This window comes from Novosphingobium malaysiense (assembly GCF_000802225.1).
Lineage (GTDB): Bacteria > Pseudomonadota > Alphaproteobacteria > Sphingomonadales > Sphingomonadaceae > Novosphingobium > Novosphingobium malaysiense.
In genome coordinates, this window is the sequence record NZ_JTDI01000005.1 from 121,305 (window position 1) to 146,429 (window position 25,125).

Here is a 25,125-nt window from a genome sequence, read left to right on the forward strand (position 1 = left end):
GAGAGCATCCCTGACAACCGCATGGTCCGCTGCAAGGGGCCCGGAAAAGATGGGAGTGACAACATGAGAACGCCTTCCGCCGTTCACCTGGCCTCCGTGCTGACGGCCATCGCCTTGATGCCGGTCGCGACGAGCGCCAACGCGCAGTCCATGGACCAGGGGCAGCAGACCGCGGATGCGACAGACAGCCTGCCGGATGGAGCCATCGTGGTTACCGCGCAGCGGCGCGAGCAGAGCCTGCAGGACGTGCCGATCTCGATCACGGCGCTTTCCGACGAGACGATCAAGGAAGCGAACCTGACCGACACGTTGTCCTTCGCCCGCCTCGCTCCGAATACGCAGGTGCGCATCTTCGGCAACACGCCCAATATCTTCATCCGCGGCATCGGCCTCAACGACTTCAATTCGAGCTCGGTCTCGCCGATCGCGGTCTATCGTGACGAATTCGCGCTGGTGGCTGCAGCCTCGCAGGTCTACCCGATCTTCGATCTCCAGCGGATCGAGGTTCTCAAGGGGCCGCAAGGTACGCTTTTCGGCAAGAACACGACGGGCGGGGCGGTGTCCTACGTCTCGCGGCGGCCGGGATACTATTTCGAAGGCTATGCCTCTGCCACCGTCGGGCGCTTCGGCGAGCGTGCCTTCGAGGCGGCCGTGACCATCCCGGTCAGTGATGCCTTTCGCCTGCGCATTTCGGGAAGCACGCGGCGGACCGACGGCGACCGGATCAATATCTACAACAATTCCCGCGGGCATGTCGTGGACATGCAGGCCGCCCGCATAGTCTCCGTGATCGAGCCGAATGCGGACCTGAAGATCACGACGATCGGCTATGCCGGACGTAACAAGAGCGACTATCCCGTGGGCAAGCCAATCGGGACGTTTCCCGGTGGCGTCAATGCCCTGGGCTATGCCGATCCCTATCCCGACGATCCGCGCATCGTGAACTACAACATCAGCACTCGCACCGATCAGTGGGACCTCGGGATCACCAACATCATCGAGTATCAGCTTGGCGCCGTCGCGCTGAAGTCGGTGACCGGCTACGACAAGTCCAAGGGCTATGTCCCCGCCGACGTCGACGGTTCGCCGCAATCGCTGGACGAGGTCTATTTCCTTAACCGGACGCGGTCGTTCTCGCAGGAATTCAACCTGTCGGGCGAGACCGGTCCGCTGCAATGGATCGCGGGTCTGTTCTATTCGTGGGACAAGCTGCACTACCCCGTGAAGGTCGACCTGCTGGGAGAGCTCGAACCGCTCGGCGCCGATCTTCCGCTTGCGATCGATGCGGGCCGCACCACGCGCAGCTATGCCGGCTATGCCCAGGCGACCTATTCGCTGACGCCGGACTTCCGGATCACCGGCGGACTTCGCTACACCAAGGACAAGCTCGACAGCGAAGTTGCCACGTCGCTGGTCTACGGCCTGTTCAATCCCGATGTGCCGAACGCCGATCCGATTCCGATCATTCCCTATCGGCGGGTGAAGCAGGGCTTCGGGCGCTGGTCCTACCGCGCAGCGGTTGAGTACGACGTGACGCCCGACGTGATGGCCTATGCGTCCATAAGTCACAGCTTCAAGCAGGGCGGGGTTTACCTGACGCCGCTTTCCTCGCCGGCAGAGGCCGAGCCGTTTTCACCGGAGACGAACACGGCTTACGAGGCCGGCGTCAAGTCGACTCTGCTGGGTGGCGCCTTGCGCTTCAATATTGCCGGGTTCTACAACGATTACGGAGACATGCAGGTCTTCGCCGTGCGTCCAACGACCAACGGCATTCCCTCGCTCACCATCCAGAACGCGGCAAGCGCGCACATCTATGGTGTCGAGACCGACTTCACTCTGCGCCCGACGCGCAACTTCCGGATCGATGGCGGCATCGGCTGGCTGCACGCCCGCTTTGCCGATTATCCCAATGCCGCCATCGATCCGGTGACCGGCGAGGCACTGGACTTTTCGGGGAACCCGCTACCCGGCGCACCCGACTGGAGCGGAAATATCGCCGCGACATATGATCTCGAACTCGACAGCGGCTGGGGGGCGTCCGCAAGGGTGGACTACAGCTTCGTCGGGCGGCGCTACTTCGATTCCACCAAGATCAAGCTGATCGGGGACGAGGGCTACAGCACGCTCGATGCCCGCCTATCGATCAAGCCGCCGGGAGGCACGTTCGAAGTGGCGCTCTGGGGCCGCAATCTCACTGATACGACCTACCTGCAAAACGCGACCGATCTCACCAGCATCGGGTTCTCGCCGCAGTTCTACGGCGCCCGGCGGAGCTATGGCGTGACCATGTCCGCTTCGTTCTGAGGCCGCGTCGAACCGGAGGAACCTGCCGATGATGGATGACCCCGTAGTCGTCGCCGGATATGCGCGTACGCCCATGGGCGGCTTCATGGGCGACTTGTCCGCCGTGCCGGCGACCGGCTTGGGTGCGGCAGCGGTGGGCGCTGCAGTCGAGCGCTCGGGCGTGCCCCCGCAGCAGATCGAGCGCATCTACATGGGGTGCGTGCTGCCCACGGGCCTGCGCCAGGCGCCGGCCCGGCAGGCGGCACTGGGAGCCGGTCTGCCCAACTCGGTCGAGGCGACGACGGTCAACAAGATGTGCGGGTCGGGCATGCAGGCCGCCATCATGGCGTTCGAGGCGCTGGCGGCCGGTTGCATCGACGTCGCCGTCGCCGGCGGGATGGAGAGCATGAGCAATGCGCCGTTCGCCCTGCTGGGGCACCGCAGCGGCAAAAGGCTCGGCCACGACGGCCTGGTCGACACCATGCTGCACGACGGGCTCGAGGACGCCTACGAGCCCGGCAAGGTCATGGGGGTATTCGCCGACGCGGCAGCGCGGAACCTCGGGTTCGCCCGCGAGGCGCAGGATGCCTATGCCCTGCGCTCGCTGGACCGGGCGCTGGCGGCCATCGAGAGAGGCGCCTTCGCTGGCGAGATCGTGCCCGTTCCGGTGCGCACTCGCGGCGGGGACGTGCTGGTCGAAACCGACGAGCAACCCGGCAAGGCGCGGCCGGATCGCATTGCCGCGATGAAGCCGGCGTTCACGCCGGATGGGACCGTCACTGCCGCCAATGCATCCTCGATATCCGACGGTGCCGCCGCACTGGTCCTGACGCGGCAGAGCGTGGCGCAGCGTTTGGGCCTGCCGGTGGCGGCGCGTATTCTTGCCTCCTCGGCTCATGCCCATGCACCCGCGGATTTCCCGACTGCGCCGGTCCCGGCGATCGAGAAGCTGCTGCGCAAGACCGGCTGGAGCGTTGCGGACGTGGACCTGTTCGAAGTGAACGAGGCATTTGCCGTCGTGGCCATGATTGCGGCTCGCGAACTCGGCATTCCCGACAATCGCCTCAACGTGAACGGCGGCGCGACGGCCCTCGGCCATCCGATCGGGGCGAGCGGGGCGCGGATCGTGGTCACGCTCATTGCCGCCTTGCAGGCACGCGGGTTGCGGCGGGGCGTGGCATCGCTGTGCATCGGTGGCGGCGAGGCCACCGCTCTTGCTCTCGAGCTTGTCTAGCGCCCGAACGCGTACAGAAATCGGACCACGAAAAGCCAAGCGAGCCGTCAGTCTGGCACAAGCAATCGCCCGGCGGCTGGCTAGGTTTCGCGTCACGCTTTGGCAAGACAGGAAGACCGGGAGGCGGCATGGCGGGAAGATTGGCGGACAAGATGGCCGTCGTGACCGGTGCGGGACGGGGGATCGGTGCGCAAATCGCTCGCGCCATGGCCCGGGAAGGCGCGCATGTCATCGCTGTCGACATCGACGAGGAAGGGGCGAATAGCGTTGCCCGCGAATGCGGTGGAACCGCCCGCCGCGTGGATGTCGCCCGCGAAGAGGACTGGCAGGCGCTCGCCGAGCTGCTTTCGCGTCAGAATGCCGGCAAGCTCGACATCTTGGTCAACAATGCCGGCATCGAATGCGTCAAGCCGACGGCCGAATACAGTCTGGACGAATGGCGCTCGCTCATGGCGATCAATGTCGACGGCATCTTTCTCGGCTGCCGGATCCTGACCGGGGCGCTGGCCTCGGCAGCGCAGGCGCGGGGCGGATCGTCCAGCGTGGTGAACATCTCGTCCATCGCCGGGCTGGTCGCCTATCCCAACCAGCTTGCCTACAACACGTCGAAAGGCGCGGTTCGGCATCTCAGCAAGAGCCTCGCGGTCGACTGGCCCGCTGCCGGACATTCGATCCGCTGCAATTCCATCCATCCCGGCTTCATCCGCACGCCCATGCTCGAGGAGGTCGTCGACGAATGGCTGGAAGCCGGCCTGCTTCCTCGCGACGACCCATGGGGGGCGGTGAGCGCGATGTGCCCGATCAAAACCCTCGGCATGCCGGAGGATATTGCTCTCGGCGCCGTCTACCTCGCCAGCGACGAGGCGCGCTTTGTAACGGGGATCGAACTAGTCATCGACGGAGGATACGTCGCCCAATGAACGCCAAGAGCAACCAGAACGACCGGTTGTGGATGTATGCCACAATGGTCAAGAGCCGCCATTTCGAAGCCTGCATCAAGCCGGCTTACTTCGAGGGCAAGACCCCGGTCTTCAACATGGCTAAGGGACCGCTGCCCGGGGAGATGCACCTTTCCGATGGCCAGGAGCCCTGCGCGGTAGGGGTCTGCGCCCACTTGCGGGCGGACGACACAGTCACCGCCACCCACAGGCCGCACCATGTCGCGATCGCCAAGGGCGTCGACCTCGATGCCATGACCGCGGAAATCTTCGGCAAAGCCACGGGCCTGTCCGGAGGCCGCGGCGGCCACATGCACCTGTTCGACGCCAAGGTGAACTTCGCCTGTTCGGGCATCATTGCGCAGGGGCTGGGCCCCGCCGTGGGCGCGGCACTGGCAGCGAAGATGCGCGGCGAGGACAGCGTGGCGATCGCCTACCTGGGCGATGGTGCTGCCAATCAGGGCGCCTTTCATGAAGCGCTGAACCTTGCCGCCGTCTGGAATGCCCCCGTAGTCTTCGTCATCGAGGACAACGCCTACGGCATTTCGGTCGCCAAGAAGGATTGCACCGCAGTGGCCCGCAATGCCGACAGGGCTGCAGCCTACGCGATGCCGGGTCATTTCGTCGCCGGCAACGATCCCGACGCCGTTCATGCGGTGGCCGGTGAGGCCATCGCGCGTGCGCGCCGGGGCGAAGGGCCGAGCCTCATCGAAATCGAGACCTGCCGCCTCGAAGGCCACTTCATGGGCGATGCCGAGGGCTATCGCCCCCCCGGTGAAGTCGATCGGCTGAAGGCCCTGGATCCCATCCCCCGTTACCGCGAACGCCTGCTGGCCGAAGGGTTCGACGCCGCCGATCTCGATGCTGCAGAGGCGGAATCGCAGCGGCAGGTCGATGCCGCGTTCACGGCCGCCCGCGCGGCTGCCCTGCCCGACCCATCGGAGGTCTACGACCATGTCTTCGCCTGAAGCGCCTACGCGCAAACTTACTATTGCCCGCGCCATGTCCGAGGCCATCGGCCAGGAAATGGCTGCCGATTCTGCGGTGATGGTCATGGGAGAAGACATCGCCAAGCTGGGCGGGGTCTTCGGAACCACCACCGGACTGCTCGAGAAATTCGGCCCCGAGCGCGTGCGCGACACGCCTATTTCGGAAACCGGGTTCATCGGCGCCGCCGTGGGGCTGGCCGGAGCGGGATTCAGGCCGGTCGTCGAACTCATGTTCGTGGACTTCTTCGGCGTATGCATGGACGCGATCTACAATCTCGCTGCCAAGCAGAGCTATTTCTCCGGCGGTCAGGTCACCTGTCCGATGGTGCTGATGACCTCGGTCGGCGGTGGATACGGCGATGCCGGGCAACATAGCCAGTGCCTTTATGCGACGTTCGGTCACCTGCCCGGCATGAAGGTGGTCATGCCCTCCAATGCGCACGATGCGAAGGGGCTGATGCTTGCGGCTATCCGCGATCCCAACCCGGTGATCTTCATGTTCCACAAGGCCCTGCAGGGCATGGGATGGCTCGGCACCGTCAAGCGCTCGATCACCCATGTTCCGGATGGCGACTATACCGTGCCGCTGGATCGGGCGCAGATCGCACGCGAAGGTCGCGATCTCACGATCGTGAGTCTGGGGCTCGGCGTCCACCATGCGCTGGACGCAGCCGAAACGCTCGCGAAGTCGGGGATCGAGGCCGAGGTGATCGATCTCGTCTCGATCGCCCCGCTGGACCGGGCGACCGTGCGCCAGTCGGTCGGCCGCACCGGGCGGTTGCTCGTCGTCGACGACGATTACCTGAGCTACGGCGTGGGCGCCGAAGTCATCGCCAGCGTATGCGAGGACGGCGCCATTTCGCTGAAGGCCACGCCGCGCCGCATCGCCCATCCGGACGTCCCGATCCCATTTTCCCCGGCGATGGAACATCACGTTCTGCCGAGTGCCGGCAAGGTACTCGAAGCCGCCCAAGCCATGCTGGAGCCTGCCCTATGACGCCGATTGTTGTCCCCGAAGGCCTGTGGGAGGACGGCGAAGACGCCGTTCTGTCATCGTGGCTCTATGGCGAAGGCGATGCCGTTGCCGAGGGCAGCGTGGTCGCCGAAGTGATGGTCGGCAAGACCAGCTACGAAATGACCGCCCCGGCCGCGGGCAGCCTGCGCATCGCCGTCAGCGAGGAGGCCGAAGTCGCGGGCGGGACCGTGATCGGTCACATAGCCTGAGAGTTCCGGCGGCGAGCGCCGACCGATACGAAAAAAGGGAGCTGCGGGTTGAATCCGCAGCTCCCTTTTTTGCGATGCCCATGTCGAATGGGGCGCGTCAGGCCGATTGCAGCTGTCTCAACCGATAGCGCTGGATCTTGCCCGCAGGCGTGCGCGGCAGCGTCTCCACGAACTCCACCACCCGCGGATAGGCATGCGCCGAGTAGCGCGTCTTGACCCAGGCCTGCAGTTCGGCGGCAAGATCGTTCGAGGGAGCGCGGTCCTTGTTCAGGACCACGTAGGCGGCGACGATCTCGCCTTTCGACCGGTCCGGTCGGGCGACCACGGCCGCTTCGGCAACAGCGGGATGATCGACGAGTACGGATTCGATGTCGAAAGGTCCGATGCGATAGCCGGCCATGATGATGACGTCGTCGTCGCGTGAAGCGAAGAAGAAGTCGCCGTCCTCGTCGCGATAGGCGACATCGCCGGTAATGTACCAGCGACCGTCCGCACTGATCTTGCCCGCTTCCTGGGCCGAGATGCCGGTATAGCCCGAAAACCAGGCGAGCGGACTGCGCTCCAGATCGAAGGCGAGGCGCCCTTTCTCGTTCGCAGGCAGCGGGCGGTCCTCGTCTTCGGCAAGAATTTCCGCCGTCCATCCCGGCATTGGCCGCCCCATCGATCCCGGCTTGAGCGGGCTGCGCAAGTCGGGGTGCTGATGGTTGTTGATCAGCATGGAGGCCTCGGTCTGACCGTACTGGTCGTGCACGGCCACACCGAGAGCGGCGGGCGCCCACTGATTGACGTCGGGCGTCAATGGCTCTCCGGCGCTGGATGCACAGCGCAGATTAACGCCGCTTGGCTGCCGTTCACATGCCATGAGGGCGCGATAGATCGTGGGCGCGCCGGCGAAATTGGTAACCTCGAAAGTCTCCAGCAGCGCCACGGCCAGTTCCGCCGAGAACCGTGGCTTGAGCAGCAGGGACGGAATCCCCGACAGCATCGGCAGGAGAATGGCGAAGTAGAGGCCGTAGGCCCAGCCGGGATCCGCCGCGTTCCAGAACACGTCGTCCTTGCGCAGATCGAGCGCAAAGCGACCATAGACCTCGAAGCATGCCAGCGCGCTCTTGGGCACGACCACGCCCTTCGCCTTGCCAGTGGTGCCTGAGGTGAAGATGTGGATGATCGGATCGTCCGGGCCGATGGCGGGCGCGGGGATGCCCTCGGGCGGGACATCGCGAAACAGATCGGCAAGGGCGATTTCTCCCGTCTCCGCTTCACCCGCCGCGATCATCGTGATGCCCGACGAATGCAGGTCCTCGCCGCCGTCTAGCCTGAGGTTAGAGCGGTAACGATCATCGAAAACCAGCGCCTTTGCCTTGCTACCGGATACTCGCAGTTCGATGGCGGCATAGGCAAAGGCGGTAAAGAGCGGCACGTGCACGGCGCCCAGCCGCCAGATGGCGAGGAGCGTGGCGACGTAGTCCTCGCTCTTGTCCATCAGGGTGGCCACGCGGTCGCCGCGCCCTAGGCCGATGCCGACGAGGCCTGCGGCGAGTTGCCGGGAGCGATCCGCCAGTTCGCCATGGGTCAGCTCCGTGCAGCGCATGTCGGCATCGACGAAACGGAAGGCGACCGCTGCGCGATCGTGTGTCTCGCAAAGAACCGATACGAGGGGCTCGTGCCGCGAATGACGTGCGATCAGGTCTTCGACCTGCTGCTCCGGCGTTCTGTTCATCTCTCTCCCCGCCACGTTTTCGTTTTTCGCGATCAGGCCGTGAAGCTCGCCTGCACGGCCCCTTCGGTGATGGACTTGAGAAGGCCGCCGTCCAGGATCATCGGTGTTTCGTTGCTCGGCGTATCGAAGATGACCGGACCATAGCCGATGAAGAACAACTCCGTATCGACTTCGACGCGGGTGTCCGGATGAAGCGCGTACATCGCCTCCCAACCGTAATCCCCGGCTTTTGCCTTCTGACCGTCACCATACGTCATTTCGCCCTCGAGCATATAGAACTCGGCGGCACCGTAGTGTTTGTGGGACTTGAACATGCCACCGGCCTCCAAACGCAGGATGATGACGTACTGCCCCGTGTCGACGTTGTGCCGTAACAGCCGGAAGGTGGCCCCGTTCCCAAGCGAATGCCAGGGAAGGTCCTTCACCGTCAGCAGAAAATCCTCGGTTCTCATCGACATATGGGCTCTCCTCGCCATTGGGTCCCCCGATCTGCATTCGGGTTAAAACGTACTTTCGGCATTCGCGCAGACTTTTGCCGCGAGTGCTGGTAGAGCGTTAGGCAAGGTCCTCGGGCCCGACATGTGCGAGAATGACGGAATTGTCGGATGGGAGAGAACCGTTTCCGTGTCCGCGCTTCTTCATGGTCTAGAGTGACCGCGTGCATGAAGAGGAATGACCGAACGCGGGATCGCGATTGACAGGACTGCAATCCTGCGAAACCCTGCATGGAGGGAGAGGCGAACGATGATCAGACACGGTGAAACGTGGTCGACCACGAATATTCCAAGCAGCCGGCAATTCCATAGCTTCCAGGAAGTGCTGGACCGGACCCATTTCCACTGGGCCCTGAAGGGCGCGCAGAAGGGGGCCTATACCGCGCATGTGGCGCGCAGGAATATCGACGATTTCGTGTTCACGCGTGTCGTGGCCGACCCGGTAATGGGGCGCCGCACGCTGGAATCCATTCGCCAGGACAAGGAACCCTATTTCTGCCTGCTCTACTTCGAGGAAGGTCGAGTGGACTTCCAGCAGGGGGCGAACACGTCACATGTGGGCAAGGATACGGTCTGCCTGTGGGACAGCACCCGCCCCGCATTTTTCGAACAGCACGAGCGGTCGTGCCAGGTTTCGATCCTGTTTCCGCATCAGGCGGCCTTGTCCGCAGTGCCGGGAATCGAGGACCTGTGCGGGGCAAGCGTCGATGGATCGACTGGACTCGGTTCGCTGCTGCTATCACATCTCAAGCGCCTTCACGCGAGCATCGACACCATTGCCGATGAGGATCGTCCGGCAGTCCTGCGCGCGACCATGGAGCTTGTCGGTGCGGCTTTCCGTCCCGAATTGCCGATGGCGCGAAATTCCGGCTTTCGCCGTGCTCTCATGGGCCGCATCCAGGACTACATGGCGTCGAACCTGCACGATCCGGGCCTGAGCGCCTCCAGCATCGCGGCGGCATTCCGCATCAGTCCCAGCTATCTGCATCGCCTGTTCAAGGAGATCGACATGAGTGTCGGCGAGTGGATCCGCAAGCGCCGCTTGCAGGCTGCCCGTCAGGCCCTGGCGCCATCCGCAGCTACCAAGCTGGCCGTCACCGAGGTGGCCATGCGTTTCGGCTTTTCCGATGCGAGCCATTTCAGCCACGCGTTCAAGAAAGAATTCGGGATCGCTCCGATCGACTACAGGAACGGCAAGAGCCGCGTGGAGTGATCCGGCCGGCAATCCCCTAGCTGGCTGTAGGCATCGAAAAGGCTTGCGTGGTCTGCGGCCTGGTATTGAGCCGGAAGGCCAAGCCACCGTTCGAACCTGGAGATGGCGTCGACATCGGCAGCGCAATTGCCGTACAGGACCAGGCTCGCGTGATAAAGGCAGCCGTGAAAGCCTGATTTGTGGCGGTATAGCGCCGATGTTCCGGCGACCTTGCGGCATTGCCACCCGATATCGTGGCTGCCTTCGCAATAGGCGTTTGCCAGTCGCCCGACGCTTAACTCGATGCCCATGGGCCGGGCTGCCTCGACCATGATCTCGCAAAGACGGTCGAAGCCCTGCCGATGATCGGGCAGGGAACGCGAAACATGGATCACGCTGATGTTTATGACACCGGGACGATGCACCACGGTTGTACCGCCCGACGGTCGCACTGCTACGGGCCAACCGAGGGCCGCCATGGCCGCGGCCGCCTGATCGAATCCGCTGCGTTTTGCCAGTCGGCGGGAGGTGACGAGCTGGCGCCGGTCGTTCCATACCCTGACCGCCTCGGTTTCCTGGCCGTTCGCGAGCAGCCTCGTCAGCAGTCGTTCCTCGTCGGCGACTTTTCCATCACGCAGCTCCAGGTCGAACATCGCATTCGGGCAGACCGAGGCGATACTCGCGAGAAATGTGTCCGAGAACGCACGATGGGGTTGGGGGTCGATCGCCGCCGGCACTCCGCAGTATCCTCGCATCCGCTTTGACTTGGCCTCGCAGGCGCTGGAGCAAGATTTGCATCCCTCCGCTCCCGAGGTCATGAGCGATGGTGACGCAACCTTTGCGCCCGCGTGTTTTGGCGGGCAGGGGGCATCATACCTGCCGTTCGGTCCATCACCGAGGGCCCGGGGATCTTGCCATTTCCCGCGTCGCCGCTTTGCAACGCTGCGAGGGGTGCGGGCTCAGCGCTCCAGCTTGACCGGTACGAACTCGCCCATGCCGCAGCCGGCGCCGCGCTGATAGTCGTTGCCGTACTGGCGCAGGGGATAGATGATGTCCTGCTTGCACAGCTGCGTCAGCGACGTCTCGAAAGTGAAAGTGTCGGCGGATTTCAGACCGTTGCAGCGGTGTGGAAGAGTGACCCGCCAGACTTTCGTGCCGGCACCGCCGATGAAATCGATGGTCTGATCATCGCGGATGCGCGTGGTTGAATACTGGGTCAGCGGCAGGCAATCACGGGCCGGGCCGATTGCGACGGCGGCCGGGCTTACCGGTGGCGTTTGGGCGGGCTCCCCTTGGGTACAGGCGGCCAGCCCCAGCGGGGCAAGGGCCATCGGTATGAGACTTCTGGCATTCATGGCTTTCTCTCCTCTCCCTGATTCGACGATTGAGCGCACAAACTGTTCCCGGCCATGCATTCGCGCCTTGGGAGCGGAGCTGTCAGGCCCGGGGCTTCGAAGTCTTCTTTGCCGCCCCCTTCTCCAGGACTTTCGGCTTGTAACCGCACAAGTCGACGACCGGGCACCGCCAGCACTCGGGCGTGCGCGCCTTGCAGATATAGCGGCCGTGCAGGATCAGCCAATGGTGCGCGCCGACGCGGAAGGGCTCGGGCACTTTCTTTTCGAGCTGCTTCTCCACCGCCAGCGGCGTCTTGCCCTTGGCGAGGCCGGTGCGGTTGCCGACGCGGAAGATATGCGTGTCGACCGCGAAGGTCTCGGCCCCGAAGGCGCAGTTCATCACCACGTTGGCGGTCTTGCGGCCCACGCCCGGCAGTTCGACCAGCGCGTCGCGGTCTTCCGGCACCTCGCCGCCATAGTCGCGCACGAGGATCTCTGAGAGGGCGATGACGTTCTTCGCCTTGGAGTTGAACAGGCCGATGGTCTTGATGTGCTGCTTGAGTCCTTCCTCGCCCAGATCGACCATCTGCTGCGGCGTCGTCACCTCGCGAAACAGCGCCCGCGTCGCCTTGTTGACCCCGACGTCAGTCGCCTGTGCGGAGAGTACCACGGCGACGAGCAGCTGATAGGTATTGCCGAATTCCAGCTCGGTCTCGGGCGAGGGGTTCAGCTCGGCAAGACGGCGGAAGAATTCGAAGATATCGTCTTTTTTCATGTGTCCGTCTGCTTGTCTTCTTCCGCGCCGCGCTGGCGCTGCATGGCGTCGCTGAAGGCGGAGGCCATGATGCCGGTGGGCATGGCGACTAGGCCGATACCGCTCAGCGCGACGATCGAGGCGAGGAACTTGCCCAGCGGCGTGATCGGCGAGGCGTCGCCATAGCCGACGGTGGTCAGCGTTATGATCGCCCACCACAGCGCGCGCGGGATCGAGCCGAATGCGTCGGGTTGGACGTGCCGCTCGGCCCAGTAGAGCGAGCTGGCGCCGAACAGCAGCAGGCAGGCGGCCAGCGCCATCGTCACCAGCAATTCGTAGCGCCGCTCGGCCAGCGCGCGCACCAGTTCGCGCAGCGCAGCGGAAAAGCGGCCGAACTTGGCAAGCGCGGCAAGTCGGATCAGCCGCACGATCCGTAGCAGGGCCACATCGCTGAAGAAGAACGGCATGAGCGCGGCGACCACCACGATCAGATCGATCAGCGCCAGCGGCGTCACCATGAAGCGCAGGCGCGCTTTCCAGGCAGGCTCATCGCCCGCTTCCTCGGCCACGCTCCAGATGCGGCCGACGTATTCGACGCCGAAGATAAGGCCGAAGGTCATTTCGAGCGCGATGAACAGTTCGCGGTGCGGCCGGAAGATCTTGGGTTCGGTGGCGACGATGGTCACGGCGACGGCAGCGAGGATCACGACGATCATGAACCGGTTAAATAGCGTCAGCTTGTCGCTGCGGTCCGCCCTAGCGAAGAGCTGATGATAAACGTGCCGCCGCAAGCCCATCGGTCAGAGTCCCAGCACCTCGGGCATGGTGTAGCGCCCGGCGGACTTGCCCTGCACCCATTCGGCGGCCCTGAGCGCGCCCTTGGCGAAGATGCTGCGATTCTCTGCCATGTGCGAGAGGGTGAGACGTTCGCTGTCGCTGAGGAACAGCACCGAGTGATCGCCCGCGACGGTGCCGCCGCGCAGGGCGGCAAAGCCGATGGTGCCAGTCTCGCGCTTGCCGGTGATGCCGTCGCGGCCGCGTTCCGAGTTGTCGGCGAGGGCGATGCCGCGCCCTTCGGCGGCTGCTTCGCCCAGCAGCAGGGCGGTGCCCGAAGGCGCATCGACTTTCATGCGGTGGTGGGTCTCGACGATCTCGATATCCCAGTCCTCGCCGAGACGGCTGGCAGCCTCGCGCACCAGATGGGCGAGCAGGGTGACGCCGAGCGAGGTGTTGCCGGTCTGGAGCACGGGGATATTCTGCGCGGCGCTGTCGATCAGCCAGTGATGGCGTTCCTCCAGCCCGGTAGTGCCGATCACCACCGGAACGCCCGCCGCCATGGCGGCATCGAGATTGCCTTCGAGCGCGCCGGGGCTGGAAAAGTCGATCAGCACGTCGGCCTTGGCGGCAAGCGCGGCGACATCGCCGTCCTTGTCGACGCCGCCGGCCACTTCGACGCCCGCCGCTTCAGCGGCTGCGGCAATGGCCTGGCCCATCCGGCCCTGGCTGCCGATAATTCCGATCTTCGTCACTGCGCACTCTCCGCTTGCCCCGCGCGCGCCGCCGGGCGGTTCAGCGCCCGCATGGCGCAATCAGGCCCTTTCGACAAGCTTGCGGTGCAGGCTATGATGCCGCCATGTCCACCATTCGCAACATCGTCATCCTCACCGGCGCCGGCGTCAGCGCCGAAAGCGGCATCGATACCTTCCGCGACGGCGGCGGCCTATGGGAGCAGCACCGCGTCGAGGACGTGGCGACGCCGGAGGCCTTCGCGCGCGACCCGGAACTGGTCCAGCGCTTCTACGACATGCGGCGCGAAGCGATCCAGACCAAGCAGCCGAACGCGGCGCACCATGCGCTGGCGCGGCTCGACAGCGAATGGAGCGGCAACCTGCTGATCGTCACCCAGAACGTCGACGACCTGCACGAGCGGGCGGGGGCCAAGCGCGTGCTGCACATGCATGGAGAACACCTCAATGCCTGGTGCACGGCCTGCGACGTGCGCTCGCGCTGGACCGGCCCGCTGATCGACGGGCCTGCCTGTCCGGCCTGCGGCGAGCGCGCCTTGCGCCCCGACGTCGTGTGGTTCGGCGAGATTCCCTATCGCATGGAAGAGATCTTCGCCGCGCTGCAGGAGGCCGACCTGTTCGTCTCCATCGGCACCTCGGGCGCGGTCTATCCGGCCGCCGGATTCGTGCGCAACGCACGCGATCTGGGCGTGGCGACGCTGGAACTCAACCTGGAGCCCTCGCAGGGCACCTTGTGGTTCGACGAGGCACGCCATGGTCCGGCAAGCGAGGTCGTGCCCGCGTGGGTGGACGAGATGCTCTCATGACGGGCGTGTTGCATGGCAGCTGCCATTGCAGCGCCATCACGCTCACCGTCGCCCATGCGCCCGAAACGGTGAGCGAGTGCAACTGCTCGATCTGCAGGCGGATCGCCGCGCTGTGGGGCTACTTCGATCCGGCGGATGTCACCGTGGACGGCGATGCGGGCGGGTACCAGTGGGGCGACCGGTCGCTCACCGTCTGGCACTGCAAGAGTTGCGGATGCACGACGCACTGGACGGCTGCCGATCATCACTACGGGCGCATGGGTGTGAACATGCGGATGTTCGCGCCGTCCGTACTGGCCGCCATTCCGGTCGAGTTCACCGACGGCGCCAGCTTCTAGTGCGATGACGGCAGGGGGCGCATCTCTATCCGCTAGCGTTCCCGCCCCATTCTCCGTCATCCCCGCGAAGGCGGGAATCCCGCTTTTCACACAGTGAGCATGGAAAAGTAGCGGGACCCGCCTGCGCGGGGGCGACGATTATGGTGCGAACGCTTTGTTGGGTCGGTTCTCACCTGCGGGAACCGCCCACCGTTCGTGTCGAGCGAAGTCGAGACACTGCAGCGCCCACGTGTCTCGACTTCGCTCGACACGAACGGAAGCGGGTCTTCGCCCCGGCCTCGCAAGATGCCGGTCAGGCCTTCTGGCCGCACCCCTTGCAGGCGGGATCCTTGGCGATGCGCAGCGGGCGCATCGAGGGGGCCATGCCGTCGATCAGGTGCAGCGTGCCGAATTGCGGATCGCCGAAGGCGGCATGCCCGTCGAGCAGCACGCGAATCGCATGCATGACGGCGAATGTGCCGACCATGCCCACCATCGCGCCGAGCACGCCGTCCGCCGCGCAGGTGTCGCAGTCCTCGGCATCGAAGGCATCGCCCACGAAGCAGCGGTAGCAGGGCTGGTCCGGCAGGTGGCCGGCGAAGTTGGCGACTTGTCCCTGGAACCGGCCGATGGCGGCGCTGGTAAGCGGAATTCCCAATTCGACACAGGCATCTGACACCGTCAGGCGAGTCGCGAAGTTGTCACACCCGTCTACTACGAGGCTCGCGCCGGAGAGGATCCGGGCAGCGTTTGCACCCCCCACCCGCGTAACGACTGCCTCCACCTCAAGGCCAAGATCAAAACGCCGCACCCATTCGGCCGCCACTTCCGCCTTGGGCCTGCCGATATCAGACGGCGCAAATATCGTCTGACGCTGAAGGTTGCTGACGTCCACGACGTCGTCATCCACCAGTGTCAGATGTCCTATGCCGGCTGCGGCGAGGTATTGCAGTGCAGGACTGCCTATCCCGCCGCAGCCGACAAGCACCACGTGTGCATCGGCCAGCGCGACCTGACCGGCGCCGCCCACTTCGGGCAGCACGATATGGCGTGCGAAACGCGAAAGACGGTCTGGCGAAAGGCTCATTGCGGGCCGGACTTCAGGCCGGGTCCGAAGGCGTGTCTTCGGGCAGGCGTTCCTTGACGAAGCCGTGCAGGCCGAACCACCACTGCGCGGAGATCACCGCGCCCTTGGCCGGCTGCAACATCCCCAGCATCATCACCAGCGCCAGCGGCACGAGGATCGAGACCATCGCCAGCGGGCCGAGTTCGAAATCGAGCGACAGCGCGATGATCAGCGGCGCCATGAGGTGGCCGGTGACGAGAATCGCGATGTAGGCCGGGAAGTCGTCGGCGCGCTGCGGCGTCAGGTCCAGCGTGCAGACCGGGCAGCGCTCCAGAGGCTTGAGCCACTTGCGAAACAGGTGGCCTTCGCCGCAGCGCGGGCACTTGCCGCGAATGCCGCGCAGCGCGGCCTGAACGAAAGTGGCAGGTATCATGGGGCAGCGCCTACAGCATGGGCGGCTGGCGGTGAAGCCGTAATTGCCGTTTCGATCGCTGGTGGCCGCGAACAGGCCGGCTTCCCTTGCGGAGAGAGAAGCCGGCCGCTCCCGGAGGAGAGGGTCTACTCGGTTGCCGAGATGTGGATGCGGTTACGCCCCTGGCTCTTGGCACCGTAGAGCGCTGTATCGGCGTGCTGGCAGGCCTCGTCGAACTGCGCGAAATCGCGGATGAGCGCAAGGCCGCACGATAACGTCACCGGCCAACCCCGATCGTCGAGATTGCGGTCAAGAGCGATCGAGGCGCGCAGCCGTTCGATGATCAGCCGAGCCTCGTCGAGCATGGTATCGGGCAGCAGCACGGCGAATTCCTCCCCGCCCCAGCGGCCGACCAGATCCTTGCGGCGCAGTTCGCTTTCCAGGTGCAGCGCGATGGTCTTGAGCACGTCGTCGCCTGCGTCGTGTCCGAACTGGTCGTTGATCAGCTTGAAGTGATCGATGTCGATCAGGGCCATCACGGCCGTGTGATTGCCGAGCAGAACTTCGCGCGCCGATTCCACGAATCCGCGGCGGTTGCGGATGCCGGTAAGGGCATCGCGCTCGGAAGTGTCGACAAGGCGCTTGATACGCGCGGCCGACTCATTGGCGGCGGTGGCGACGCTGCCCAGCAGTCGGCCGACCAGGTCGCCTGCACCCCGCGGGATATGTCCGACCGGCTCGCCATCCTGCACCGCGCGCAACATCTCCGTCGCCTCGCTTACTGGTGAGAGCAGGGCCCGGATGGCGGCCAGACCGAGACCGGCGGCGACAAGTGTGGCAAGGAGCAGCACGACCAGCGTTGCGGCCTGCCACTGCCCGGTCGTGACCTCGAGGCCGATATAGGCGATCAGCGGGAAATGGACCGCGCCGAGGCAGATGAACAGAATCCGATACTCGTAGTGTTTCGGGAACAGAAAGGCTGTGGCTCTGTAGAAGCGCATGGGGGGCCTCTTTGCACGGTGGTTCCAGCAAAAAGCATTGCAGGACGTCACCCGGAGGCTGCGCGCTATCACTTATCAAAGCGTTAAGATTTGCGCCTTGAAAAGACGGAGGTCGACGAAAAATCGTTTGCAGACCGCGCCCGTTCGCGGAGCGTTCTTCCGGCCGTGCGAGGCCGGAAGGTTCATGGCCAAAGGCCTGCGAGGGACGTTGCCGTCTCGCAGGCCTTTTTGAAGTGCCGCTGGCTATAACTCGGGGGATATCCCGGGGATCGATTCGGGAAAACGCTCAGCTCTCAAGCTGACGTAGTAGCGAGCGAACGTCGCCGTCCATGTCGGCATCGCGCGTGCGCAGTTCCTCGATCAGGCGTACCGCGTGGATCACGGTGGAGTGATCGCGTCCCCCGAACTTGCGACCGATCTCCGGATAGGAGCGCGGCGTGAGCACCTTGGCGAGGTACATCGCCACCTGGCGCGGACGCACGACGGCGCGGGCGCGGCGCTTGGAACTCATTTCGGTGCGGTCGATGCGGTAGAACTGGCAGACCGTGCGCTGGATCTCGTCGATGGTGATCCGGCGGCGGTTGGCCGAGAGGATGTCTGTGAGCTGTTCCTCGGCGAGCTGCAGCGAGACTTCCTGCCCGGTGAGCTGGGCATAGGCGATCAGCTTGTTCAAGCCGCCGACCAGCTCACGCACGTTGCGGTTGATGGTGCGGGCGAGGAACTCGATCACGTCCGCCGGCACGTCGATCGAGGCGAAGCGCTGGAGGCGGTTCTCGAGGATCGAGCGGCGCAGCTCGATGTCGGCCGGAAGAATGTCGGCGACAAGGCCCATCGACAGGCGGCTGAGCAGGCGCGGCTCGACACCGTCGAGCGCCTGCGGCGCGCGGTCGGCGGCGAAGACGAGACGCTTGCCCTCGGCCAGCAGGGCATCGATCGTGTAGAGCAGCTCTTCCTGTGCCGACGCCTTGCCGATGATGAACTGGATATCGTCCACCAGCAGCAGGTCGAAGCCGCGCAGGCGCGCCTTGAACTCGATCATCTGGTTCTGGCGCAGGGCCTGAACGAACTCGACCATGAAGCGCTCGGCCGAGCAGTAGAAGATCCGCGCATGCGGGTGGTTGGCCAGATAGGCATGGCCGATCGCGTGCAGCAGGTGCGTTTTGCCCTGCCCGGTGGCGGCCTTGAGGTAGAGCGGCGAGAATTGCGGCCGTTCGGTCGCAGCCATGCGCTGTGCCGCATTGAAGGCCAGAACGTTGGCAGTGCCCGTCACGAAGCTGGTAAAGGTCTGCGAGGCATCGATGCCCGCAGGGCCCTGGCCGAGCGAGGCGAACGAATCGCCTGCCAGCGCGGCCGAAAGCGGATCTCCCGATCCTTGCGCCGAATCGTTGGCCGGCGCGCTCGAGGGACGGCCACCGCCGCCCAGACGCAGTTCGGGAAGCTGGCGGCGCCCCGGATGCACGAGAATGCGTACGTGACGCACGTCGGGCCGGGCGATCTTCCATGCCAGCGACAGGCGATCGGCAAAACGATCGTTGACCCAGTTCGCCGAAAATTCGGTGGGCAGGTAGAGGTCTAGCGTGCCGGTTTCCTTGCAGTAGTTGCCCGGCTGAATCGGACGAATCCACTGGCTGTGAACCTGGTGACCCAGGTCCTTGCGAAGCCCCTGACTGATGTCCGCCCAGTCGGCCGCCAGATTCACGGCTTCCTGATCCTCTTCCATCACTGCTCGCACCGCCTTGGACTTCCTATTCGTTGAATTTTTCGCAGAATTTGCGTTCTGACCCGATGATGACCCTGACACCCGCTCGAACTCCCCTGGTTCGTGTGACCCCAAGCCTTTCGTCCTGGAACCGATCCCTACGATAGATACAAAACGCCCCCACACCGCAAACATAAGTTTGCGGCTTTCGTTTCGTATACTAGTGTAGTTTCCCCGGCCGGTTCCGCGACGGCCGATGACCCTTTTAAGGAGGGGTTTGGCCGACAGGCAATACGGTCATCTGCAAATAAATAAAATTATGACTGTTGACTCACGGATGCCTGCGGCCTTCCGGGTTCAGAAAAATTTTATGTATAAAATTCAACACTTTCCGCGTTGCAGTGATACGAATCACAGCCTTTTCGGGGCTTTGCTTGCGCGCATGTGGCAGTGCAGCAGAAAATGAAACGGAGCCGGAGGTATTTCCCCCGGCTCCGTTCCTGTTTCGTGCTCGAGACAGATGTCTAGAATCTGCCTCGTGAGATTCGAATCGGCTCGCGACTCAGAGCGAGGCGACGCGCTTGGTCAGGCGCGACATCTTGCGCGCTGCCGTATTCTTGTGAAGGACCCCGCGGGCAACACCGCGGGCCAGTTCCGGCTGCATTTCCTTCAGCGCAGCCGAAGCAGCGGTCTTGTCGCCGCCGGCGATGGCGCTCTCGACCTTCTTCACGAAGGTGCGGATGCGGCTCATGCGGTTGGTATTGATCAGAGCGCGACGCTCGTTGCGACGGATGCGCTTGCGGGCTTGCGGCGTATTGGCCATCGAATTTCCTCTGTCTGGCCGCCGTGCGGCCCCATTGCCTGTCGAATCTGAAGATGGCGAGCGGACTCGCCGGAAAGCGCGCCCCTTAGCGTCGCCCCCGCGTTGCGTCAAGCAGGATGCGCGGCGCGAACCCGCTCATTTCTGGCATTTTCGGCACCAGAAGGTGCTGCGCCCACCTTGTACAAAGCGCAAGACCGGGGCGCCGCAGGTGCAGGGCTGGCCCTCGCGGCCATAGACCTGCCACGAGGCGGCGAAGTATCCCAGTTCGCCCGTGGGCTGCGCGTAGTCGCGAATGGTCGAGCCGCCCGCGGCAATCGATTCGCCCAGCACGGTGCGGATATCGGGGACCAGCCGGGTGAGGGCGGGCAGCGAAACCCTGCCCGCGGCCTTGTCCGGGCGGATGCCCGAGCGGAACAGCGCCTCGCACACGTAGATGTTGCCGAGCCCGGCCACGATGCCCTGATCGAGCAGCATCTGCTTGATGGGGGCGATTCGGCCTTTGAAGGCGCGCTTGAGGTGCTGCGGCGTGAGATCGGGCCCCAGCGGCTCGGGCCCCATTCCGGCAAACGGACCCCATGCCTGCAGCCCTTCGGTCGGTACCAGATCGACCGAGCCGAAGCGGCGGGCGTCGTTGAGCGCCAGAACGTGCCCCGATTCGGTTTCCAGCACGAGGTGGTCGTGCTTCTCGGGCTGGTCGGGCTCGATCCGCCAGCGGCCGGACATGCCGAGGTGAAAGACCATGGTGGTCTCGCGGTCGGTATGGATCAGCCCGTACTTGGCGCGCCGCCCCATTCCCGTGACACGCGCGCCGGTCAGCGTCTGGACGAGATCGGGCGGGAAGGGCCGGCGCAGGTCGGGCCGGTTGACCTGAACGCGCGCGATCCGTTCGCCCTCGAGAAAACGGGAAAGCCCGCGCACGGTGGTTTCGACTTCGGGAAGCTCTGGCATTTGCCGAGGCGTTAGCGCGATCGGCGGGCCCTGTCATGAGGCGACTCGCAAGCCGTCATTCCAGCGAAGGCTGGGATCGCTCTCGATGTTGCGCCTGGCTCACAACGATCCCAGCCTACGCTGGGATGACGAGCTTCCTTTGGGGAGTGTTTACTCGGTCGGGCGCGGCGCGAGCGGGTAGACGATGAAATCCGCGTGGCGGTCGATCTTCGGTTCCGGACCGGCGTTGGCCGCGGCCTGCTGCAGTTCGCTGATGACGGTAGGGGAGAGGGGCAGGACATGCTCCGAGGGATGCTCGGGTGCCTGCATCGCATAGTCCTCGCCCGGTGTTGTCGTCATCTCGATATGCGCGCCCAGCAGCGCGCGGATCGGATGAGACTTGGCGAAGGCGGCCAGCCGGTCGGCGCTCGCGTGGAAGGTGTCAAACTCGCCGTGCGGGACGTACAGCCGCCCCGGGTAGAGCATGTCGCCCGAGAACAGCAGCTTGGTGCGCTCATCGTAGACCATGATGTGCGCGGGCTGGTGGCCGGGTGTCGGAATAATGTCGAGCACGCGCCCGCCGAGATCGAATCGCGCCGTTTCGGTCGGCCAGCCCTCGCCCATGCCGAAGAACGCTGCGACCTGTTCGGGCTCGAGGCCCACGACATCGGTATTCGGCCGGTCGCGGAATTCCTCGTCCCCGGCGTGATGATCGCCGTGCCCGTGCGAATGGGCGACGATCAGGCGAATCGGATGGTCGTCGTGCGCGGCATGCCAGTCGCTGACCAGCCCGTCGATGGTCGGGCGGATCTTGAGCCCTCCGGCGCCCGAATCGATCAGAATCGCCCGTTCGTTGCCGAACAGCAGGTACAGGAACGGTGCTTCGAAGTTGGTCTTGACCGACTGGCGAATGACGAAAGTGTCCGCATCGATCTGCTGGACCTGCATTTCCGGCTCGCTCTCTGTCGTGCCGTCGATCCAGTGTTCGAAGCGCGGGGCTTCGGGCGGCACGGGAGAGGCCGCGACAAGAAGGGCGGCACCGGCCGGCAGAAGCAGGCGGGCAAGAAGGGCAAGGGGGCCAGCGGCGCGCGGGAGAGTCTGCATGAGGCCAGCGTATGCGTAATATCTATTTACGCAAGTGTAATACCACCCGTCATACCAGCGCAGGCTGGGATCGCTCTCGGTGTTGCGCCTCGCTCGCAACGATCCCAGCCTGCGCTGGTATGACGGATCAGGTGAGGGGCTGTTCTTCCCCAAGGCGCCGGAACACGGCGCGGGCGGCCTCGGAAAGGGGCACGCCCGGCTCGTCGGCCATGGCAGTGGCGCGGGCCTTCATGCTCGGGTCCCAGTAGAGCCCGATATGTTCGGCGGTCGCCTCTATGGCCTCGTCTTCGCCTCTCGTGGCGAAATTGCGCAGGATATGCTCGGCCATATAGGCGAGGCGCTCGTCGGTACTCATCATCGCATGGTCACTCATTCCGCGGGCTCGACCGTGGCGATGCGGCGGCTGCGGTCGGACTGCTCACGATAGCGTGTTTGCCAGTCCGAGGGACCATTCGAGGGCATGACCTGCACGGCGGTCACCTTGTATTCCGGGCAGTTCGTCGCCCAGTCCGAAAAATCGGTGGTGATGACATTGGCCTGCGTGTCGGGGTGGTGGAAGGTCGTATAGACCACGCCCGGCGCTACCCGGTCGGTGATGAGCGCGCGCAGCGTGGTCTCGCCCGCGCGGCTGCGCAGCGCCACCCAGTCGCCATCGCGGATGCCGCGGTTCTCGGCATCGTGGGGGTGGATCTCCAGCCGGTCTTCCGCGTGCCAGGCGCCGTTTTCGGTGCGCCGCGTCTGCGCGCCGACGTTGTACTGGCTGAGGATGCGGCCCGTGGTGAGCAGCAGCGGGAAGCGCGGGCCGGTGCGCTCGTCGGTCGGCACATAGTCGGTGACGACGAAGAGGCCCTTGCCGCGCACGAACTGGTCGAGGTGCATGGTCGGCGTGCCCTCGGGCGCCGCCGCGTTCATCGGCCATTGCACCGATCCGCGCTCTTCCAGCACATCGAAGGAGACGCCCGCGAAAGTCGGCGTCAGCCGCGCGATCTCGTCCATGATCTGCGAGGGGTGCGTGTAGGTCCAGCGCAACCCCATGGCGTTCGCCACGAGTTGCACCACTTCCCAGTCGGCATAGCCGTTCTTCGGTTCCATAACCTTGCGCACCATCTGGATGCGCCGCTCGGCATTGGTGAAGGTCCCGTCCTTCTCGAGGAAGGTCGAGCCGGGCAGGAAGACGTGCGCGTAGTTCGCGGTCTCGTTGAGGAACAGGTCCTGCACCACGACGCATTCCATCGCGGCGAGACCTGCGGCGACGTGCTTCGTGTTGGGGTCGGACTGGAGGATATCCTCGCCCTGGATGAAGATGCCCTTGAAGGTGCCGTCGGTCGCGGCATCGAGCATGTTGTTGATGCGCAGGCCCGGCTGGGCATCGAGCGTCACGCCCCAGTCGGCTTCGAACAGCGCGCGCGTGGCGTTGTCGGAGACGTGACGATAGCCGGGCAGTTCATGCGGGAAGCTGCCCATGTCGCATGAGCCCTGCACGTTGTTCTGTCCGCGCAGGGGATTCACGCCGGTGCCGGGCTTGCCGACATTGCCGGTCGCCATGGCGAGGTTGGCAATGGCCATGACGGTCGAGGAGCCCTGCGAGTGCTCGGTAACGCCCAGACCATAGTAGATGGCGCCATTGCCGCCGGTGGCGTAGAGCCGGGCGGCGGCGCGCAGGTCGGCAGCCGGGACGCCGGTAAGCTCCTCGATGGCTTCGGGCGAGCGGGCGGGTTCGGAGACGAAGGCGGCCCATTCGGCATAGGCCTCGCCGTCGCAGCGCTCGCGGACATAGGCCTCGTCCACCAGTCCCTCGGTGACGATCACGTGCGCCATGGCGGTAAGCAGCGCGACATTGGTACCCGGCTGCAGCGGCAGGTGATACGCGGCCTCGATATGCGGTGAGCGCACGAGGTCGATGCGGCGCGGATCGACGACGATCAGTCTGGCGCCTTCGCGCAGCCGCCGTTTCATCCGGCTGGCGAAGACGGGGTGCCCGTCTGTGGGGTTGGCGCCGATAACGAGGATCACGTCGGCCTGTTCCACGCTGTCGAAGTCCTGCGTGCCTGCGGACGTGCCGAACGTGGTCTTGAGGCCGTACCCGGTCGGCGAGTGGCAGACGCGTGCGCAAGTATCGACATTGTTGTTGCCGAAGCCCTGCCGGATCAGCTTCTGGACGAGGAAGGTCTCCTCGTTGGTGCAGCGGCTGGACGTGATGCCGCCGATGGCGCGGGTGCCGTAGCTGCTCTGGATGCGGCGGAATTCGGACGCGACGTGGGTAATCGCTTCCTCCCACGAAACCTCGCGCCAGGGTTCGTCGACCGAAGTGCGGACCATGGGATTGAGGATGCGGTCGCGGTGCTGGGCATAGCCCCAGGCGAAGCGGCCCTTCACGCAGGAGTGGCCGTGGTTGGCCTTGCCTTCCTTCCACGGCACCATGCGCACGAGATCCTCGCCGCGCATCTCCGCACGGAAGGTGCAGCCGACGCCGCAATAGGCGCAGGTGGTGACGACGGACTTGTCCGGTGTGCCCTTGTCGATGACGGTATTCTCGATCAGCGCAGAGGTCGGGCAGGCCTGTACGCAGGCGCCGCAGGAGACGCATTCGGAGGAGAGGAAATCCTCGCCCTGGCTTGCCGCGATCTTGCTGGCGAAGCCGCGCCCGTCGACGGTGAGCGCCAGCGTGCCCTGCACGTCGTCGCAGGCGCGCACGCAGCGCGAGCAGACGATGCACTTGGCCGGATCGAAGGTGAAGTAGGGGTTGCTCTCGTCCTTGCAGCCTTCGAGGTGGTTGGCGCCTTCATAGCCGAAGCGCACATCGCGCAGACCAACCGCGCCGGCCTGATCCTGCAATTCGCAATCGCCGTTGGCCGAGCAGGTCAGGCAGTCGAGCGGGTGGTCGGAGATATAGAGTTCCATCACCCCGCGCCGCAGCTTGCGCAGCTTGTCGGTCTCGGTGCGCACGACCATTTCCGGCGCGACCGGTGTGGTGCAGGAGGCGGGATAGCCCTTGCGTCCTTCGATCTCGACCAGACACAGGCGGCACGAGCCGAAGCTTTCGAGGCTGTCGGTGGCGCAGAGCTTGGGGATCGCGGTGTCGACCATGGCGGCCGCGCGCATGATCGAGGTTCCGGCGGGAACCGAGACCGGCTGGCCATCGATGGTGAGCGATACGGTTTCGCCGTGCTTTGCCGGCGTTCCGAAATCCTTTTCGCGGGTGAATGTCATATCGTCCTACTCACCTGAATCTGAAATCCACGTCCCCAGTCTTCGTCATCCCCGCAAAGGCGGGGATCCCGC

General features: G+C 64.7%; 25 protein-coding genes. 9 read left to right on the top strand and 16 right to left on the bottom strand.

The window, feature by feature from the left end; genetic code table 11:
* The first annotated feature begins 63 nt into the window (after positions 1-63).
* From LK12_RS16270 to LK12_RS16295, 6 genes are all read left to right on the top strand, one after another.
* Positions 64-2,304: a TonB-dependent receptor gene (locus LK12_RS16270; RefSeq protein ID WP_039286324.1), complete on the top strand. Its 2,241-nt coding sequence runs from the start codon at positions 64-66 to the stop codon at positions 2,302-2,304.
* 28 nt (positions 2,305-2,332) lie between these two features.
* Positions 2,333-3,517, top strand: coding sequence for a thiolase family protein (locus LK12_RS16275; protein ID WP_039286326.1), 1,185 nt, complete (start codon positions 2,333-2,335; stop codon positions 3,515-3,517).
* A gap of 128 nt (positions 3,518-3,645) precedes the next feature.
* On the top strand, positions 3,646-4,437 hold the full coding sequence (locus LK12_RS16280; protein WP_039286328.1) for an SDR family oxidoreductase: 792 nt from the start codon (positions 3,646-3,648) through the stop codon (positions 4,435-4,437).
* A complete protein-coding gene (locus LK12_RS16285) occupies positions 4,434-5,423 on the top strand; it encodes a thiamine pyrophosphate-dependent dehydrogenase E1 component subunit alpha (RefSeq protein WP_197063555.1) in 990 nt (329 codons plus the stop codon). Before LK12_RS16280 ends, LK12_RS16285 begins: the two co-directional genes overlap by 4 nt.
* Positions 5,410-6,441 (top strand): alpha-ketoacid dehydrogenase subunit beta, encoded by a 1,032-nt coding sequence (locus LK12_RS16290; protein WP_039286329.1) that lies wholly within the window; start codon positions 5,410-5,412, stop codon positions 6,439-6,441. Before LK12_RS16285 ends, LK12_RS16290 begins: the two co-directional genes overlap by 14 nt.
* A complete protein-coding gene (locus LK12_RS16295; RefSeq protein ID WP_039286331.1) occupies positions 6,438-6,668 on the top strand; it encodes a biotin/lipoyl-containing protein in 231 nt (76 codons plus the stop codon). Before LK12_RS16290 ends, LK12_RS16295 begins: the two co-directional genes overlap by 4 nt.
* Positions 6,669-6,765: 97 nt before the next feature.
* On the opposite strand, the gene LK12_RS16300 is transcribed toward LK12_RS16295, so the two are convergent.
* Both LK12_RS16300 and LK12_RS16305 read right to left on the bottom strand, forming a co-directional pair.
* Positions 6,766-8,388 carry an AMP-binding protein gene (locus LK12_RS16300; RefSeq protein WP_039286333.1) on the bottom strand — a complete coding sequence of 541 codons (1,623 nt, stop codon included), beginning with the start codon at positions 8,386-8,388 and terminating at the stop codon, positions 6,766-6,768.
* A gap of 32 nt (positions 8,389-8,420) precedes the next feature.
* A complete protein-coding gene (locus tag LK12_RS16305; RefSeq protein ID WP_039286335.1) occupies positions 8,421-8,846 on the bottom strand; it encodes a cupin domain-containing protein in 426 nt (141 codons plus the stop codon).
* A gap of 286 nt (positions 8,847-9,132) precedes the next feature.
* On the opposite strand from LK12_RS16305, the gene LK12_RS16310 reads away from it, so the two are divergent.
* Positions 9,133-10,095, top strand: coding sequence for a helix-turn-helix domain-containing protein (locus tag LK12_RS16310; protein WP_039286337.1), 963 nt, complete (start codon positions 9,133-9,135; stop codon positions 10,093-10,095).
* Here the strand turns inward: LK12_RS16310 and LK12_RS16315 are convergent.
* The 5 genes from LK12_RS16315 to dapB form a co-directional block, all read right to left on the bottom strand.
* Positions 10,065-10,811 carry a lipoyl protein ligase domain-containing protein gene (locus LK12_RS16315; RefSeq protein WP_039286339.1) on the bottom strand — a complete coding sequence of 249 codons (747 nt, stop codon included), beginning with the start codon at positions 10,809-10,811 and terminating at the stop codon, positions 10,065-10,067. The two genes, LK12_RS16310 and LK12_RS16315, sit on opposite strands and share 31 nt — an antisense overlap.
* Before the next feature lie 222 nt (positions 10,812-11,033).
* The gene (locus LK12_RS16320; RefSeq protein ID WP_039286341.1) at positions 11,034-11,429 is read right to left on the bottom strand and encodes a hypothetical protein; all 396 of its coding nucleotides are present in this window, start codon (positions 11,427-11,429) and stop codon (positions 11,034-11,036) included.
* A gap of 82 nt (positions 11,430-11,511) precedes the next feature.
* Positions 11,512-12,183: an endonuclease III gene (gene nth / locus LK12_RS16325; protein ID WP_039286343.1), complete on the bottom strand. Its 672-nt coding sequence runs from the start codon at positions 12,181-12,183 to the stop codon at positions 11,512-11,514.
* Positions 12,180-12,953: an ion transporter gene (locus tag LK12_RS16330; RefSeq protein WP_197063556.1), complete on the bottom strand. Its 774-nt coding sequence runs from the start codon at positions 12,951-12,953 to the stop codon at positions 12,180-12,182. The genes nth and LK12_RS16330 overlap by 4 nt, the downstream gene beginning before the upstream one ends.
* A 9-nt stretch (positions 12,954-12,962) precedes the next feature.
* Entirely contained in the window at positions 12,963-13,691 is a 729-nt protein-coding gene (gene dapB, locus LK12_RS16335) for a 4-hydroxy-tetrahydrodipicolinate reductase (RefSeq protein ID WP_039286347.1), read from the bottom strand.
* Between the two features lie 104 nt (positions 13,692-13,795).
* Between dapB and LK12_RS16340 the strand changes: the two genes are divergently transcribed.
* On the top strand, positions 13,796-14,494 hold the full coding sequence (locus LK12_RS16340) for an NAD-dependent deacylase (protein ID WP_039286349.1): 699 nt from the start codon (positions 13,796-13,798) through the stop codon (positions 14,492-14,494).
* Positions 14,491-14,832 (top strand): GFA family protein, encoded by a 342-nt coding sequence (locus tag LK12_RS16345; RefSeq protein WP_052223497.1) that lies wholly within the window; start codon positions 14,491-14,493, stop codon positions 14,830-14,832. The genes LK12_RS16340 and LK12_RS16345 overlap by 4 nt, the downstream gene beginning before the upstream one ends.
* Before the next feature lie 292 nt (positions 14,833-15,124).
* On the opposite strand, the gene LK12_RS16350 is transcribed toward LK12_RS16345, so the two are convergent.
* From LK12_RS16350 to fdhF, 9 genes are all read right to left on the bottom strand, one after another.
* Positions 15,125-15,898: a HesA/MoeB/ThiF family protein gene (locus LK12_RS16350; protein WP_039286351.1), complete on the bottom strand. Its 774-nt coding sequence runs from the start codon at positions 15,896-15,898 to the stop codon at positions 15,125-15,127.
* Between the two features lie 13 nt (positions 15,899-15,911).
* A complete protein-coding gene (locus LK12_RS16355; RefSeq protein WP_039286353.1) occupies positions 15,912-16,310 on the bottom strand; it encodes a DUF983 domain-containing protein in 399 nt (132 codons plus the stop codon).
* A 125-nt stretch (positions 16,311-16,435) separates the two neighbouring features.
* Complete coding sequence (locus LK12_RS16360; protein ID WP_039286355.1) at positions 16,436-17,290, bottom strand: GGDEF domain-containing protein; 855 nt, start codon at positions 17,288-17,290, stop codon at positions 16,436-16,438.
* A gap of 286 nt (positions 17,291-17,576) precedes the next feature.
* Positions 17,577-19,010: a chromosomal replication initiator protein DnaA gene (gene dnaA, locus LK12_RS16365; protein WP_039286357.1), complete on the bottom strand. Its 1,434-nt coding sequence runs from the start codon at positions 19,008-19,010 to the stop codon at positions 17,577-17,579.
* Between the two features lie 541 nt (positions 19,011-19,551).
* Positions 19,552-19,812, bottom strand: a complete 261-nt coding sequence (rpsT, locus tag LK12_RS16370) for a 30S ribosomal protein S20 (RefSeq protein WP_039286359.1) — start codon at positions 19,810-19,812, stop codon at positions 19,552-19,554.
* A 135-nt stretch (positions 19,813-19,947) separates the two neighbouring features.
* Positions 19,948-20,760 carry a bifunctional DNA-formamidopyrimidine glycosylase/DNA-(apurinic or apyrimidinic site) lyase gene (gene mutM / locus LK12_RS16375; protein WP_039286361.1) on the bottom strand — a complete coding sequence of 271 codons (813 nt, stop codon included), beginning with the start codon at positions 20,758-20,760 and terminating at the stop codon, positions 19,948-19,950.
* A 150-nt stretch (positions 20,761-20,910) separates the two neighbouring features.
* Entirely contained in the window at positions 20,911-21,843 is a 933-nt protein-coding gene (locus LK12_RS16380; RefSeq protein ID WP_039286363.1) for an MBL fold metallo-hydrolase, read from the bottom strand.
* Between the two features lie 127 nt (positions 21,844-21,970).
* Positions 21,971-22,201, bottom strand: coding sequence for a formate dehydrogenase subunit delta (locus tag LK12_RS16385; RefSeq protein WP_052223498.1), 231 nt, complete (start codon positions 22,199-22,201; stop codon positions 21,971-21,973).
* Between the two features lie 11 nt (positions 22,202-22,212).
* On the bottom strand, positions 22,213-25,053 hold the full coding sequence (gene fdhF, locus LK12_RS16390) for a formate dehydrogenase subunit alpha (RefSeq protein ID WP_039286367.1): 2,841 nt from the start codon (positions 25,051-25,053) through the stop codon (positions 22,213-22,215).
* Positions 25,054-25,125: the final 72 nt, after the last annotated feature.